We start from the raw sequence: 13997 nt of genomic DNA on the forward strand, positions 1-13997 counted from the left end.
GGGCTCAGCCACGAAGTCCGGAATGAGGCATAGCGCAATTCACCCAACCTCATTAGCGGGTCGGTACCGTGACCAGGTGGGATCGAAGGCACAGCGGCGGGCCGCGCGTGAGCGGGTCACCGCCTATCACGAGGCGCGCCTGGGTGAGCTGATCGCCCACGTCGAGCAGGCGGTGGCACAGTTCCGGGCCGGGGAGCTCGACGCGTTCGAGGTCGACACAGTGATCCACCAGTACCACCGCGCCACCCAGAAGCTGTGGGTGTTCTGCGACCAATCCGGCGGGCAGGTGGAGACCACCGCGCACTTCATCGACCAGCTTGACGATTCCTGCGAGCCGATCGACTGGTGGCAGCGATCGAGACCGACCAGGGAGTAGCCGGGTGCCTCGGGCGTCCCAGCGCTGCGGCCGCGTCGGGTCGCACCATCAGCGTCGAAATGTCAGTGGTGACGCGTCGCGACTGACGTTTTCAGGCGTTCCGCGCCACATTTCCAGCGCCAACACCGTCACCGAGAAACAGCCCTTGACCAGCCAGTTACTGACATCCGGTGACGAACGCTACTGACACCGATGACGAATCCGCAGATCGTCGACTGACATCGACATGACGAGTCCCAGAGAACGCCACCCAGTTTCCGAAACGTGTCAATGACAATCAACACGACCCACCGGAGCAAAACCCCCGGTCGGGCACAGTTTTTGGCTCCACTGGCCTGGTCATGCGAGGAAGTGTGTTCAGGCGGTAGGAGGTGCCTTCGGCGATAGACAGCAGGTCGGCGGCCAAGAGGTAGGTTTGCGCAATGTGGGTCCGCGCTTCGTCGATCGACGGATCCGAGTGAACTCCCTTGCTGGACAGCGCGTCCAGGGCGTTGAGTCGTGTGCTGAGTTCGGTCGTGCGGTCTATGCTCTTCCCCTCGGACTGTCGATCGCACTGTGAGTTTCCGCCAGCGGCGAAAGCCTGCGGCATGAACCGCAGCAATACCCTGATGGGTGCCAGTCGGCCGATCGATAGTCGGCGATGCCGGTTTGGGGTAGGAAGGGCCTCATGGTCTCGGCATTCGATCGGCATTTGGACGCACTTCGCAGTTACCAGTCCACGCCGTGGGGCCGGCTGCGCTACGAGCAGGTCGCAACCAACCTCGCCCGACACCTATCTACCGACCCGCTGACCGTGCTCGACGTGGGCGGCGGCAACGGCCTGGATGCGGTGCGCCTGGCCGCTCTGGGCCATCATGTCACCATCGTCGACACGTCGCGGGACTCACTCGATGAGGCCGCAGCGCGGGCCACGGCGCACGGTTGCGCGGAGCTGATCGAGACACGGCACGCAGACTTGACGGAACTGGCCACTGGGCTTACACGCGATTCGTTCGACGTGATCACAGCACACAATGTGCTGCAATATGTTCCGGATCGGACCGCAGCGCTCGCCGCGATGGTGTCGATGCTGCGGCCAGGTGGGCTGCTGTCGGTGCTCGTGCCGAACCCCGCCAGCGACCCGTTGACCGTGGCCGTGCGGCGCGGGGAGCTGGACCAGGCGATGCGGCTGCTCGACGCCGCAACCCGGACCTCGGTCACCTACGACACCGAAATCGATGTGGTCACCGCGACCGAATTGGCCACCGAGATGGCCGTCGCGGGCCTGGGGCGACCGGACCGCTACGGGGTGCGCGCGGTGTGTGACCTGATCAGCGACGACGAAGCCAAACACGATCCGCAGTTCTTCGCGAAGCTGCTGCGACTGGAGAACCTGCTCGCTGACCGCCACCCTTACCTCGAAACAGCCCGGTTCGCTCATCTGATCGCGGAGAAGCCCGACCCTGCACCACCGGACGGCGTTGCCGACCTCGAACAGCGGCGGGTGCCGATGGACCTGCCCGGCTATGAAAAGCGGGTGCGGACGCAGCAGTGTTTCGTCTGCGCATTCCTGGCAGACCAGCCCGGCTACGAGCACCACACGGTCTTCGACGACGGCGAGCATGTCGCGTTCCTGAACCGGTACCCCACGCTGCCCTGCTATGTGCTTGTGGTGCCGCGCCGTCACGTTGAAGACGTGGTTGGTGATCTCACTACCGAGCAGTACCTGCGCTTGCAGGCGGTGGTGCACCGGGTCGCCCGCGCCGTTGCTGCTGTGACGAGTCCGGAGCGGACCTACGTGATGTCGCTGGGCGCCAAGCTCGGCAACGCGCATATTCACTGGCACGTGGCACCTCTGCCACCTGGTGTGCCCTACGCCCACCAGCAGCTCTACGCCTTGGACGCGGCCAACGGCGTCCTGGGCTACAACGACACCGAGATGACGCAGTTCGCGACCTGGATTCGTGCAGCACTGGCCAAGGAATCGTGACTGCCGCGAAGGATAGAGCAGTCCCGCCGGGCTGGCGCCACTGCCCACGACCAGACAGAGTCCTGGGAGTCGATCGGGCCGCGCAACTGGAGTCACCGAGCTGGACGTACTACCTGGAACCAGCGCGGCAACTGGGAATGGGCACCGTCCACGCAGTCGGACCCGAAACCACGGTCAAGGAACTCAGTCGACTGTTCAACGCGGACCGAACAACGTGATGAGATGCTGCGGTTGCCGCAGCCGGGGATACAGGGTGAAGTGGTCGCGATCGAGGTCAGCCGCCGCCGCGCAGAAACTCACCGCGATGCAGAAGCTTGCCGAACACCATGCAGCAACCCACTTGGGGATGCTGAACTTCCGGGCGATCACAGGGCGACACACGCACGAATCTCGAGCGACGTAGCAGATCACGCAAGGGGGTGCCCGACCCGGCCGCGCGGTGGCTACCAGTCGTTGTGGTCGAAGCTGAGCGGGTCATGGCGGCTGACGGACACCAGGCCTTGGTCGATCCTTCGTCTCGGACACTGTACATCGCCTCCATCGCAGGCTCCCACACCTGAAAACCGATTCCACTCGAACCTAATGTCCGCGTGAACATTTAGTTTCGTCATTCGGTACACCCGGCGGCCGACACCAATCCGAGATGAGTGGCTCCCGGCGCACCATCCGGTGATCACCAGCCTGCCGGCATGCAACAACGACCCCGGCAAGAGCGCGGGTGACCGTACCGGCAATCGGGCGCATCTGTCGTGGGGCGCGGGGCCACACGTGTGTCCCGACCCCGCTCAGCCGCTGGCGATGGTGATCGCCAGCCGAGGAGTCGACATTCTGGTGGACGCGGAGCCGAAAATGCCAGTCGAGGTGCGTCCGGGGTCAGCTCCACGCCCAGCAGACTACTCATGTAAACAAAACAGGTTCACGGCATACGAGCGGTCACACACCTGGCGTTCACCGGTCCCCCGCCGAGAACGGCTCCGCCTGTCACAGCCGGTCACAGGCGCGCGATCACCGAACGCAGCGCCGCACCGACCCGGTCCTGTTCGGCCTCGGGCAACGACGGGTACATCGGCAAGGAGAAGATCTCCCCGGCGAGCTTCTCGGTGACCGGCAACGACCCCGGGCGGTACCCGAAATGGGCGAATCCGCTCATCGTGTGCACCGGCCACGGATAGCTGATATTGAGCGCGATGTCGAACTCTCGTAGCGCCTCCAGGATGGCGTCGCGCTTCGGGTGGCGCACCACATACACGTAGTAGACATGAGTGTTGCCGGAATTGGTTCGTGGTAGCCGCAACCCTTCGGGATGCTCGAGATCCGACAGCTGCTCGACGTAGCGCTGCGCGACCGCGTTGCGCCCTGCAATGTAGTGGTCCAGACGGGAGAGCTTGCGACGCAGAATCTCGGCCTGTACCTCGTCGAGGCGGGAATTGTGGCCTGGACTGCGCACCACGTAGTAGACCTTGTCCATTCCGTAGTACCGCAACCGATCGAGGTCGCGTTTGGTTTGCTCGTCGCTGGTGAGGACTGCCCCGCCATCGCCGTACGCACCGAGCACCTTGGTCGGGTAGAAGGAGAAAGCGGCAGCCGACGACATCGTGCCCGCGAGCTCTCCATGGTGGTAGGCACCATGCGATTGCGCGCAGTCCTCCAAGACCGCCAGACCGTGTTCGTCGGCGAGTTGCTGCACTGCAGCCATGTCGACGCACTGTCCATACAGATGTACTGGAAGAATCGCCTTGGTGCGCGCGGTGATGGCCGCTTCGATCTGTGTGGTGTCCATCAGGAAGTCGTCTTCGCGGACGTCGACGAACACCGGCACCGCTCCGGCGCCCACGATGGCGACGACGGTGGGTGCGGCAGTATTGGCAACGGTGATCACCTCGTCGCCCGGCCCCACTCCGAGCGCCTCGAGTCCCAGCTTGATCGCATTCGTTCCGTTGTCTACCCCGGTGCAATGCGGTACGCCGTGATACGCGGCGAATTCGCGCTCGAAGCCTCGGACGCTCTCACCGAGCACCAACTGGCCGGAATCGAACACGGTCTGCACCGCATCGAGGATGTCGTCTTTCTCTTTGGCGTACTCGGGAAGATAGTCCCACACACGGATGGTCATGGTGCAGCTCCTGTCGGGCTCGGCGGGATGGAAGCAGGAGGAACGAGTCATGCGGCAGGTGCGCGCAGCGCCCGCTTGGCAGGGATCCACCACTCGGCGTTGGATCGATACCACGCCACAGTGCCGGCGAGACCTTCCGCCAGGGGAACACTCGGCGCCCAGCCGAGCTCGTCACGGATCTTGGTGTCGTCGACCGAATAGCGCCGATCGTGGCCTTTGCGGTCGGCGACGAACTGGATCATCGACGTTTCGTAGCCGCAGAGGCGCACGAGACGTTCGGTCAACTCCAGGTTGGACAGAGGATGGCCGCCGATATTGTAGATTTCTCCGGCGCGGCCACGGTGCAGTACGAGATCGATGGCGCCGCAATGGTCCTCGACATGCAGCCATTCACGGGTATTTCCCCCATCGCCGTACAGCGGGACCGGATGGCCTTCGATCAGGTTGGTGACGAAGCGCGGGATCATCTTCTCCGGATGCTGGTGGGGGCCATAGTTGTTCGAGCACCGTGTCGTCGACACGTCCAGCCCGTGGGTGTGCCGATATGCACGTGCGATCAGGTCCGAGCCCGCTTTGGACGCGGAGTAGGGCGAGTTCGGTAGCAGAGGACAGTCTTCGGACCACGAGCCCTCCTCGATCGATCCGTAGACCTCGTCGGTCGAAACATGCACGACCTTTTGGACGCCTGCCGCGACCGCAGCCTCGAGCACGACTTGGGTTCCCACCGCATTCGTACGTGCGAAGGCCTCCCCCGAGCCCACCGAGCGGTCGACGTGTGACTCCGCGGCGAAATGGACGATGGCATCGCAGTCCGTCACGACCTCGGCGACCGTCCGCGGATCACAGACGTCACCGCGCACGAACGCCAACCGTTCATGGTGGGCAGGAACATTGGCCCGGTTGCCGGCGTAGGTCAGCTTGTCGAGAACCGTGACGTTCACGTCGGCAGCCAGTAGGCGCTGGACGTAGCGCGAACCGATGAAGCCCGCACCTCCGGTGACGAGAATTCTCATCGCACACTCCTGCCCGAGCACAGATGGTGTCGGCGCCCGGACCGGCGACCGGAACCGACAGCGGCTTCGGCCGGCGGACCGCACCGCCTGGGCGCGATCGAGGGTCGAACGAAACGAGTGCGCATGATGCCGGAGTTCCTTTCGGCGAAGCGGTCGGGGTGTCTGCGCGCGTTCGGCATACCGGTCAGCTCGCGGCCGCCACGTCCATGACGTACTGGCCGTAGGGTGATTTCGCGAGCCGGCGCCCGAGTCGGTGGCAGGTGTCCTGGTCGATGTAGCCCATGTGTAGGGCGATCTCTTCGATACAGGCGATGCGTACTCCTTGCCGGCGCTCGAGGATCTCCACGTATTGCCCTGCTTCGATCAGACTTTCGTGGGTTCCGGTGTCGAGCCACACGAATCCTCGACCCAACAGCACCAACTCGGCACTCCCTCGAGCCAGATAAGCCCGGTTGACATCGGTGATCTCGAGTTCACCACGGGCGGAGGGCTGCAGACTTCTGGCGATCTCGACGACCTCGTTGTCATAGGCGTACAGCCCGGTGATGGCAAGGTTCGAACGGGGTGACGCCGGCTTCTCCTGAAGGCCGACGAGCACGCCGTCCTCGTCCACTTCGGCCACGCCGTATCTGTCCGGATCGTGTACCGGGTAGCCGAACAACACACAGCCCTCCACGCGCGACGCTGCGCGCTGCAGCGTCGCGCTGAAGCCCGGTCCGTGAAAGACGTTGTCTCCCAGGATGAGCATCACGGAGTCACCGCCGATGTGCTTTTCGGACACCAGGAACGCGTCGGCCAATCCGCGTGGCTCGGGCTGCTCGGCATAGGTCAGTGACAGACCGAGGGATGAGCCGTCACCGAGTAGCTGGCGAAATGCAGGCAGATCACGCGGCGTCGAGATGATCTCGATGTCCACGATTCCCGCGAGCATGAGCACCGAGAGCGGGTAGTAGATCATCGGCTTGTCGTACACGGGAAGAAGTTGTTTGGAGATGCCCAAGGTGATCGGATGTAGCCGAGTTCCATGTCCCCCGGCCAGGATGATCCCTTTCACGATGCCGCTCCTCATCTCAGAACGCTTGCGTACTGTCGAGTCCGGTGCCCACTGAACCGGCCGGACCGCGCCTGCTGTCTCAGCCTCATCGGGCGCGCGGATGTGTTCAAGGGTGAGAACGTCATAGCGTTGTCAGGGAGCGTCAGGGTATGTGAGCGGGTTTTCGTAGGATGTCAGCCTTCGCCGATCCGAAAGCCGACACCGCGCACGGTGACGACCCACCCCGCGCTGCCCAGTTTGCTGCGCAGGCTACTGACGTGGGTGTCGAGGGTTCGTCGCGACCAACAGTCGCCCCAGACGCGCCGCATGATCTGCTTTCGCGGTAGGACGCAGCCCGGCGACGAGGCGAGCAGATACAGCAGGTCGAATTCTTTGGGTGTGACCAGGACCGGGCAATCGTCGAGGAAGACCTCCCGGGTGGACGCGTCGATTCGTAGCGGTCCGTAGACGATGACGCGCGACGGTGTCGCGGTGGCCGGCAGCGATCGGCGCATGACCGCCTCCATCCGAGCCAAGAGTTCACGAAATCGATAGGGCTTGACCACATAGTCGTCGACGCCCGCCTGGAATCCGAGGACCAGGTCGAGCTCGGACTCTCTGGCAGTCACCGCAATGAGAGGTACGTCACTGGCCGACCGGATAGCTCGGCAGACCTCGATGCCGTCGAGATCCGGGAGCTCCAAGTCCAACAACACGATGGAGGCTTCGTCATGCGCGCGTAGCGCTTCGCTCGCGGTCTCGACCGCAGTCACCGTATGCCCATGTCGCTGTAGTTCACGGGTCAGGACATCGATATGGTCGAGATCACTTTCGACCACCAGTACGTCAAACGTCAGCGGGCGTTCGGCCGGCGCGGCGATCTGCCGCCATTGCCCGCTGATAGTCGCCGTATCGAGCATCAGGTTATCCCCTTGGGTGTGCCGCTCCCCCATCGTGGGAGCGACGCGCTCACCGAGGTGCGCGCGGCCGGACGTCTTGCGTTCGGGCGAGCGTCGTTGCCAGCCCGGGAGTGTTTGGGCAAAAGAATGAGGTTCGTGGCCGGTGGATCCGACCGCGGACCCTGACGATTCCGACGACCATGCCGCGCGAGCCGCAGACCCGCCGCAGCCGTGGTGTCCGATGGTGGCCGAACTCACGACTCGTTGCCGACCAACGGAGCGGCCGGTTCATTCGACCAGCTCTTTCGAGCGACACTGTTTGCATAGTCTCTATTAGTAGATTACAACGAACGTTGTAATACTCTAACACGTGCCGTACAAAATGGGGTCCGGTTAGCGCTGCCACGGAATGAAAGGCGCTTTCAGGGCTGGAAGAGAAGGGATACGCATATGGGCACGCCCGCTCGTGTTCGTGGCGGCTTGATCGACAAACGCAACGCGATCTTGGCAGCGGCGCTCGAAGTCTTCGCCCGCGATGGATACACCCGGTCGAGCATCGAATCGATCTCGACCGCTGCCGGGGTGTCGACGCGCACGATCTACAACCACTTCGGAGACAAGGCCGAACTGTTCCGCACAACCATCCACGACAGCACGACGCGAGTCGCGGAGGCACGGCTGGACATCATCGACCGGCATCTCGGCCAACTCTCCGATGGCGCCGACCTCGAGCCGGTATTCGTCGCCTTCGTGACCGAGTGGTCTACGACCGTCACCGAATTTTCCGACCACTTCGCCTTGATGTTGCAGCTACCCGCCGAGGCTGCCCACTTGCCGCGGAGCGCGGTCGAGGACTGGCTGCGGACCGGTCCCGTTCGGGTGCTACGCGTGCTGGCGTATCACTTTCAGTTGCTCGCAGCCAGAGGTCTGCTGCAGATCGACGACAGTGATGCGGCCGCGCAGCACTTCTCCCTGCTGGCCTCAGCGGTGGTTCCGCCGTTCTACTGCGATGCCGCACCCAGCGAGGAGGACACTGCCAAGGCGGTCGTCGCCAGCGTCCGGGCCTTCCTCTACGGCTACCGCCGCTAGCGCACCCCACGGCTTCGGCCGCGGGGTGTGCACGACGCTACACGGGCTCGACGACCGCCTTCAGCCTGTCGATTTGCTGATCGCTGGCCAGGACCTTCAGCTTGCCTTCGATATCCGGCGGTAGGGCCTTGATACTGAGCTCGACACCCGATCGCTCGGCGTGATCGACAAAGTTCAGCAGGGCTTTCGCGCCGGAGACATCCATGTAGCTGACTTCCTGCAGGTTCAGCGACAGATTGGGTTCGGCGCTCCGAAGCGAGGTGAAAACGCGATCGGCCGACAAGAACGACAGCGGTCCGCGGATTCGGTAGTCGGCACTCTCGTGTCTGACGACCGATGCTTTGTGCTTGCGAGACTGCACCAGGTGAACGAGGAGGGACAGTATCACGCCCGTTGCAACCGCAATGGTCAGGTCGAACTGGACGGTAACGAGCATCGTGACAAACATCACTGCTACGTCACCCCTCGGTGCGACATGCGCCTTGCGTATGGCCTCCCAGTCGAACATTCCGATCGCGGTGAGGATCAGAATTCCCGAGAGTACCGAGAGCGGAATGTATTGCACCACCGCACCCAGGCCGACCACGAAGATCAGCAAAATCACACTGTGGGCTGCGGCGGAAACTGCGGTGCGACCACCATTCTGGATATTGACCACCGACCGCACAGTCGCGCCGGCGCTGGCCAATCCGCCGAAGAAACCACTCGCAATGTTCCCCAGCCCCTGGCCGATCAGCTCGGCGTTGCTCCGGTGCCGGTTGCCCGTGATGTTGTCCATGACGACCGAGGTCAGCAGGGAATCGATCGACCCGAGCAGAGCGATGCTCAGTGCGGGCAGTACCAGAGTCCAGATCGACACACCACCGAGATCGGGCAATTCGAGCGTTGGAATGGCGCTGGGAATCTCACCGATATAGTCGATCGCCCCGTTCAACCACACCGGCCCGATGCGGAAATCGGTCAACACCGAGTCCAGTAGCGGCAAGGTCGCCGTGACCACAACGAGCACGATCAGGCTTGGTGGCACGGCCTTGATCACTCGTCCGGAAAGGAGCAGCAGCCCAATGGTGACCACGACCAGCAGCGGGCTCTGTTTCAGCTGGTCCAGCTCTCCCAGGATGATGATCAAAGCAATGCCACCCATGAAGCCGGACACCACCGGGTGCGGGATGAACCGAATCAATGAGCCGATCTTGGAGATACCGAACAGGATTTGGAAGACGCCCGCCATGATGAAAACAACAAAGGCCACATCGAGCCCATGGGTTGCGATAACTCCTGTCGCAACCACAGTGATGGGCCCCGTGGGGCCGGTCACCTGCCCGGGCGTCCCGCCGAAGACCGCCGCGAAGAACCCTGCAAAGATGGCGCCGAACAAGCCTACGAGCGCGCCCTCCGGGGAGTCCGTCGCGGTGATTCCGAACGCGATCGCCAGCGGTAGCGCCACAATCGCCACGGTCAACCCGGACAAGGACTCTTTCGCGATTCGCTGCAACACCGGTCCTCGTCCCTTTCACGACACCTCGACTCGACCCGACGAGCCGACCTGCCGACCAGACTTCCCGGCACACCGCTAGTAAAGATGCCGTAAAGACATGGTCGAAAGCAAGTATCCCGAGCCCCCACCCAGGGTTTCATGCATGATTGATATATATAGGCGCTCCATCAGCCGCGGGCCGCGACACCCTGTCACGGACCACAGGCGAGCAGCGGCTCGGCCTCAGGTATGCGTGGCCAGTCGCCGATCGATGACCGATAGCGCGAACTCCGCCCACCGGATGTTCTCCTGCTCGAAGCAGATTCCGCGCAACAACGTCAAGTACGGACCCACGCGCTCGACTTCGTCCAGGTAGGCCGGTTCGCTGCGTCCGTCCAGCAGTCGCACGCGCAGGCGCTCGTATCGAGTCAGCTTTGCTTTCGACCATTGCAGCTTCTCGGCGATCGCCGAGCGGACAGCGGCGGCGGTTTCGGCGTCCACGCCCTGCACCTTGACCATCATCTCGTCGCGGATGGCAGTCGGTTTGGCCGGTTCTTCGATGAACCGACGCAAGGCTGCGCGCCCTGCGGGAGTGATCGTGTGCAAGCGCTTGGTGGGGCGACGCTGCTGGTGCACGACACGGGTGTGAATCATTCCCTCTGCGGCCAAGCGGTCGAGTTCCCGGTACAGCTGCTGCGGCGTCGCCATCCAGAAATTCGCGACCGAGGCATCGAACCCCTTGGCCAGGTCGTATCCGGACGCTTCGCCTTCCAGAAGTGCCGCGAGTATCGCGTTACGTAGCGCCATCGGCTCAGGCTAGCAGCACTGCAACATAGTCAATTCATTGTCTTAAAGACTCTGGACGAAACGCCTCGAGCCCTCTATCTTCGACGAAAGATAGACAACTATTTGACTAGAGAAGGGCAGGGTATGCATCCCTTCCGCTCAGCCGTCGAAGCGCGAGACGAGGCCGCGGTCGAAGCCTTGTTGGCCGACGATGTCGTGTTCACCAGTCCGGTTGCTTTCCGGCCCTACCGAGGCCGAGTTGTCACCGCGGCCATCCTGCGCGCGGTGATCCGCGTGTTCGAGGACTTCCACTACGTGCGCGAGATCGCCGACGCGAGTGGCGCCGACCACGCATTGGTGTTCCAGGCGAGGGTGGACGGCAAGCAGATCACCGGCTGCGACTTCCTGCGGGTCGACTCCGAAGGAAAGATCGATGACCTGATGGTCATGGTGCGCCCGCTGTCGGCGGCCACCGCGCTGGCGGCGCGTATGGGCGAACAGTTCGAGCGGATCGAGCGCGAGGCTGCCGCTCAGCTCGAGCGCGAGGCTGCAGACCGATGAGAGACTACGACGCGATCGTCATCGGTGCAGGCAATGCCGGACTGACCGCGGCCGCAACACTGCAGCGCGCGGGTGCGCACACCCTGCTGGTGGAGCGCCACAATATCCCTGGAGGTTGCGCCACCTCGTTCCGTCGGGGCCGTTTCGAGTTCGAGGTGGCGCTGCACCAACTGTCCGGCGTCGGCGTCGAAGGTCAGCCGATTTCCCTGCGCGAAGGTTTGTTCCAGCAGTTGGGTATCGCTCAGACGCTGGAATTCGTCTCCGAGCGGGACCTGTATCGCGTGGTGATTCCCGGGCAGCTCGACTTGACGCTGCCCGCCGAGTGGGATGGCGCAATCGACGCCATCGAGGAGCAGTTTCCCGGCAATCGCGACCGGGTCGCGACGTTCTTCGACCTGCTTCGCACGGTGACATTCTGGCAGATGGCCGCGATGCGCGGGATGCCCGTGGAGCAGATCGACCCTGTGCTGTTCGACTATGGACTGCGGTCGGTGCAAGACGTATTGGACGAATACTTCCACGATGATCGGCTCAAGGCGGCGTTGAGCATGTACTGGACCTACCTCGGTCAGCCGCCCTCGCGATTGCGGTTCCAGGACCTGGCGTTGACCTTGTTCGCCTATTTCGAATTCATGCCGTGGCATGTGCGCGGCGGTTCGCAGGCGATGTCCAGTGCCATCCTCGACTCGTTTCGCGCTGCCGGTGGTGACGTACGGTTCAATACCGGTGTCGAGGCCATCCTCACCGAAAATGGACGTGTACTGGGGGTGCGACTCGGGGACGGTTCCGACGTCACCGCGCCCGATGTGGTGTCCAATGCGTCGTTGCCCACCACCTACGGCATGCTCGAAGGCATAGACCTGCCTGCTGGTGTGCGGAACGATCTGGCCACCAGGCGGATCGGGGTGTCGGGCTTCGTATTGCACATGGGACTGGACGCCTCCCCTGCCGAACTGGGATTCACCACCAGCACCACCTTCGTCGACAAAGACCTCGACAGCGACCACACCTACCGCAGTTGGCGGACGTTCGAACCCGCCCGCGGAATCTGCGTGAGTTCCTACGATGTCGCGCCGATCGGGTTTGCGCCTACCGGCGCCACCCATGTCAGCCTGATGACATTGCAGTATGCCGACATCTGGAAGAGTGTGGCCCCCGCGGAGTATGCGCGCGTCAAATTCGCCTACGCCGAAACGTTGCTCGATCTGTGCGAGGCCGTCACGCCTGGTATTCGCGATGCGATCGAAGAGGTCGATGTCGCAACGCCGCTGACCATGATGCGCTACCTCGGCCATCCGGGCGGTGCGATCTACGGCTACGACCAGGATGCCACCGAAGGCTGGCTGTTCCGCGACAGCGAACGCCGAACCGAGGTTCCCGGACTTCATCTGGCCGGTTCCTGGACCGGCATGGGTGGATTTCAGCCCACTCTCGAAGCTGGGGCCCGCGTCGCCCGACGCCTGCTGCGCACCAAGGCTGCCCGATAGTAGAGGAACTCTGTTGAAGCACCGTCTCACCGACCGATTCGCCGGCGCCGCCGACATTCTCGCCGAGATCGACGCGCGCGTTCCCGACACTCGTGACCACCTCGCCGAGACTCGAACCACGGTGGACACATACCACCCCAAGCGACTTCGATTGGTCGTTGTCGAGATCATCGATGAGACCTCGACCACCAAGACCTTTCGACTCGAGCATCCTGAAGCACTCCCACTGCCCCCGTTTCTGGCCGGCCAATACCTCGGCGTCTTCTTCGACGGCACCAGTCGCCCGTATGCCATATCCTCGAGTCCTGAGCGCTTGGACCACTACGACCTCACCGTCCGCCGCGTTCCCGGCGGACGTATCAGCAACGCGCTCATCGACACCGTTGCGGTCGGACGTGAGCTCACCACCACCGGTCCGATGGGCGTCTTCCACCACAACCCGCTGTTCCACGGCTCCGATCTGATATTTCTGGCCGGAGGTTCCGGCGTGGCGCCGGCCATGAGCATGATCCGCGAGATCGTCGAACGTGGCTTGGACCGCCGCTTCCGCCTGATCTACGGATCCCGTCGCTGCACCGACGTGATCTTTCGCGACGAATTGGACACGCTCGCCGCCACGCACCCTGGAATCGACATCCACCACGTGGTCACCGAACCCGCTCCGGACTGGACCGGCACCACCGGATTGCTCAGTGCCGACACCATCTCTGCGCTCGCCGGTCCGCTCGACGGCCGAATGGTCTACGTGTGCGGGCCTCAGGCACTCTACCACTATGCCCTCGACCAATTGACCGCCCTGGGGCACCCCCGCAAACGAATCCGCTTCGAAGCCAACGGCGCCCCCAGCGACCCTACCCGCGCGCCACAGTGGCCCTCCGACGTCGATCCGAACACCGAGGTGAGCGTGGTCATCGGCGGAAAGTCTTTCCGCACTCCTCGCAATCGTCCGTTGTTGGACGCGCTGGAGGACAACGGTATTCGTCCCGAAACCGCCTGTCGCTCCGGAGAATGCAGCTTGTGCCGCATACGCATCGTCGAAGGCGAGGTGCACACCGCCGCCGAAGCCGAACTGCGCCTGTCCGACGCTCGATTCGGCTATACCCATTCCTGTGTCGCCTACCCGATCAGCGACGTGGAGCTGGAACTGTAGACCCAGATGGCGCCGACACCGGCCTCGTTCCAGCAGTCTCGGCT

General features: G+C 63.3%; 13 protein-coding genes. 7 read left to right on the forward strand and 6 right to left on the reverse strand.

The genetic code is table 11. The annotated features are described in order from the left end of the window. Nucleotides 1-76 precede the first annotated feature (76 nt). The 3 genes from K940_RS0106305 to K940_RS32850 all read left to right on the forward strand — a co-directional run bounded on the left by K940_RS0106305 (nt 77) and on the right by K940_RS32850 (nt 2563). On the forward strand, nt 77-376 hold the full coding sequence (locus tag K940_RS0106305; protein ID WP_028476842.1) for a hypothetical protein: 300 nt from the start codon (nt 77-79) through the stop codon (nt 374-376). Between the two features lie 667 nt (nt 377-1043). Continuing rightward, a complete protein-coding gene (locus K940_RS31475; protein ID WP_196812113.1) occupies nt 1044-2345 on the forward strand; it encodes a methyltransferase domain-containing protein in 1302 nt (433 codons plus the stop codon). Further along, nucleotides 2342-2563 carry a hypothetical protein gene (locus tag K940_RS32850; RefSeq protein WP_196812114.1) on the forward strand — a complete coding sequence of 74 codons (222 nt, stop codon included), beginning with the start codon at nt 2342-2344 and terminating at the stop codon, nt 2561-2563. The genes K940_RS31475 and K940_RS32850 overlap by 4 nt, the downstream gene beginning before the upstream one ends. A 773-nt stretch (nt 2564-3336) precedes the next feature. Here K940_RS32850 and K940_RS0106335 read toward each other — a convergent pair. The 4 genes from K940_RS0106335 to K940_RS0106355 all read right to left on the reverse strand — a co-directional run bounded on the left by K940_RS0106335 (nt 3337) and on the right by K940_RS0106355 (nt 7424). After that, on the reverse strand, nt 3337-4458 hold the full coding sequence (locus K940_RS0106335) for a DegT/DnrJ/EryC1/StrS aminotransferase family protein (RefSeq protein WP_028476844.1): 1122 nt from the start codon (nt 4456-4458) through the stop codon (nt 3337-3339). A 47-nt stretch (nt 4459-4505) separates the two neighbouring features. Continuing rightward, complete coding sequence (gene rfbB, locus K940_RS0106340) at nt 4506-5471, reverse strand: dTDP-glucose 4,6-dehydratase (protein WP_028476845.1); 966 nt, start codon at nt 5469-5471, stop codon at nt 4506-4508. Nucleotides 5472-5655: 184 nt separating this feature from the next. Beyond that, nucleotides 5656-6525 carry a glucose-1-phosphate thymidylyltransferase RfbA gene (gene rfbA / locus K940_RS0106350; RefSeq protein ID WP_028476847.1) on the reverse strand — a complete coding sequence of 290 codons (870 nt, stop codon included), beginning with the start codon at nt 6523-6525 and terminating at the stop codon, nt 5656-5658. A 173-nt stretch (nt 6526-6698) separates the two neighbouring features. Next, a complete protein-coding gene (locus K940_RS0106355; protein WP_028476848.1) occupies nt 6699-7424 on the reverse strand; it encodes a response regulator transcription factor in 726 nt (241 codons plus the stop codon). 429 nt (nt 7425-7853) lie between these two features. On the opposite strand from K940_RS0106355, the gene K940_RS0106360 reads away from it, so the two are divergent. Continuing rightward, complete coding sequence (locus K940_RS0106360; protein ID WP_028476849.1) at nt 7854-8492, forward strand: TetR/AcrR family transcriptional regulator; 639 nt, start codon at nt 7854-7856, stop codon at nt 8490-8492. 37 nt (nt 8493-8529) lie between these two features. Here the strand turns inward: K940_RS0106360 and K940_RS0106365 are convergent, their stop codons facing one another. Both K940_RS0106365 and K940_RS0106370 read right to left on the reverse strand, forming a co-directional pair. Continuing rightward, nucleotides 8530-9990, reverse strand: a complete 1461-nt coding sequence (locus K940_RS0106365; RefSeq protein ID WP_028476850.1) for a SulP family inorganic anion transporter — start codon at nt 9988-9990, stop codon at nt 8530-8532. 222 nt (nt 9991-10212) lie between these two features. Beyond that, nucleotides 10213-10776, reverse strand: coding sequence for a PadR family transcriptional regulator (locus K940_RS0106370; RefSeq protein ID WP_028476851.1), 564 nt, complete (start codon nt 10774-10776; stop codon nt 10213-10215). A 123-nt stretch (nt 10777-10899) separates the two neighbouring features. Between K940_RS0106370 and K940_RS0106375 the strand changes: the two genes are divergently transcribed. The 3 genes from K940_RS0106375 to K940_RS0106385 are packed head-to-tail and all read left to right on the forward strand — an operon-like array spanning nt 10900 to nt 13953. Beyond that, the gene (locus K940_RS0106375; protein ID WP_028476852.1) at nt 10900-11316 is read left to right on the forward strand and encodes a nuclear transport factor 2 family protein; all 417 of its coding nucleotides are present in this window, start codon (nt 10900-10902) and stop codon (nt 11314-11316) included. Then, nucleotides 11313-12803: an NAD(P)/FAD-dependent oxidoreductase gene (locus tag K940_RS0106380; RefSeq protein WP_028476853.1), complete on the forward strand. Its 1491-nt coding sequence runs from the start codon at nt 11313-11315 to the stop codon at nt 12801-12803. The genes K940_RS0106375 and K940_RS0106380 overlap by 4 nt, the downstream gene beginning before the upstream one ends. A gap of 13 nt (nt 12804-12816) precedes the next feature. Continuing rightward, nucleotides 12817-13953 (forward strand): 2Fe-2S iron-sulfur cluster-binding protein, encoded by a 1137-nt coding sequence (locus tag K940_RS0106385; RefSeq protein ID WP_028476854.1) that lies wholly within the window; start codon nt 12817-12819, stop codon nt 13951-13953. Nucleotides 13954-13997: the final 44 nt, after the last annotated feature.

It is taken from the genome of Nocardia sp. CNY236 (assembly GCF_000482385.1).
In the GTDB taxonomy this organism is placed as follows: domain Bacteria; phylum Actinomycetota; class Actinomycetes; order Mycobacteriales; family Mycobacteriaceae; genus Nocardia.

Coding starts and splice junctions, on each gene's coding strand:
- K940_RS31475 (WP_196812113.1), top strand. CDS start 1,044: ATGGTCTCGGCATTCGATCGGCATTTGGACGCACTTCGCAGTTACCAG.
- K940_RS0106335 (WP_028476844.1), bottom strand. CDS start 4,458: ATGACCATCCGTGTGTGGGACTATCTTCCCGAGTACGCCAAAGAGAAA.
- rfbB (WP_028476845.1), bottom strand. CDS start 5,471: ATGAGAATTCTCGTCACCGGAGGTGCGGGCTTCATCGGTTCGCGCTAC.
- K940_RS0106355 (WP_028476848.1), bottom strand. CDS start 7,424: ATGCTCGATACGGCGACTATCAGCGGGCAATGGCGGCAGATCGCCGCG.
- K940_RS0106360 (WP_028476849.1), top strand. CDS start 7,854: ATGGGCACGCCCGCTCGTGTTCGTGGCGGCTTGATCGACAAACGCAAC.
- K940_RS0106370 (WP_028476851.1), bottom strand. CDS start 10,776: ATGGCGCTACGTAACGCGATACTCGCGGCACTTCTGGAAGGCGAAGCG.
- K940_RS0106375 (WP_028476852.1), top strand. CDS start 10,900: ATGCATCCCTTCCGCTCAGCCGTCGAAGCGCGAGACGAGGCCGCGGTC.
- K940_RS0106380 (WP_028476853.1), top strand. CDS start 11,313: ATGAGAGACTACGACGCGATCGTCATCGGTGCAGGCAATGCCGGACTG.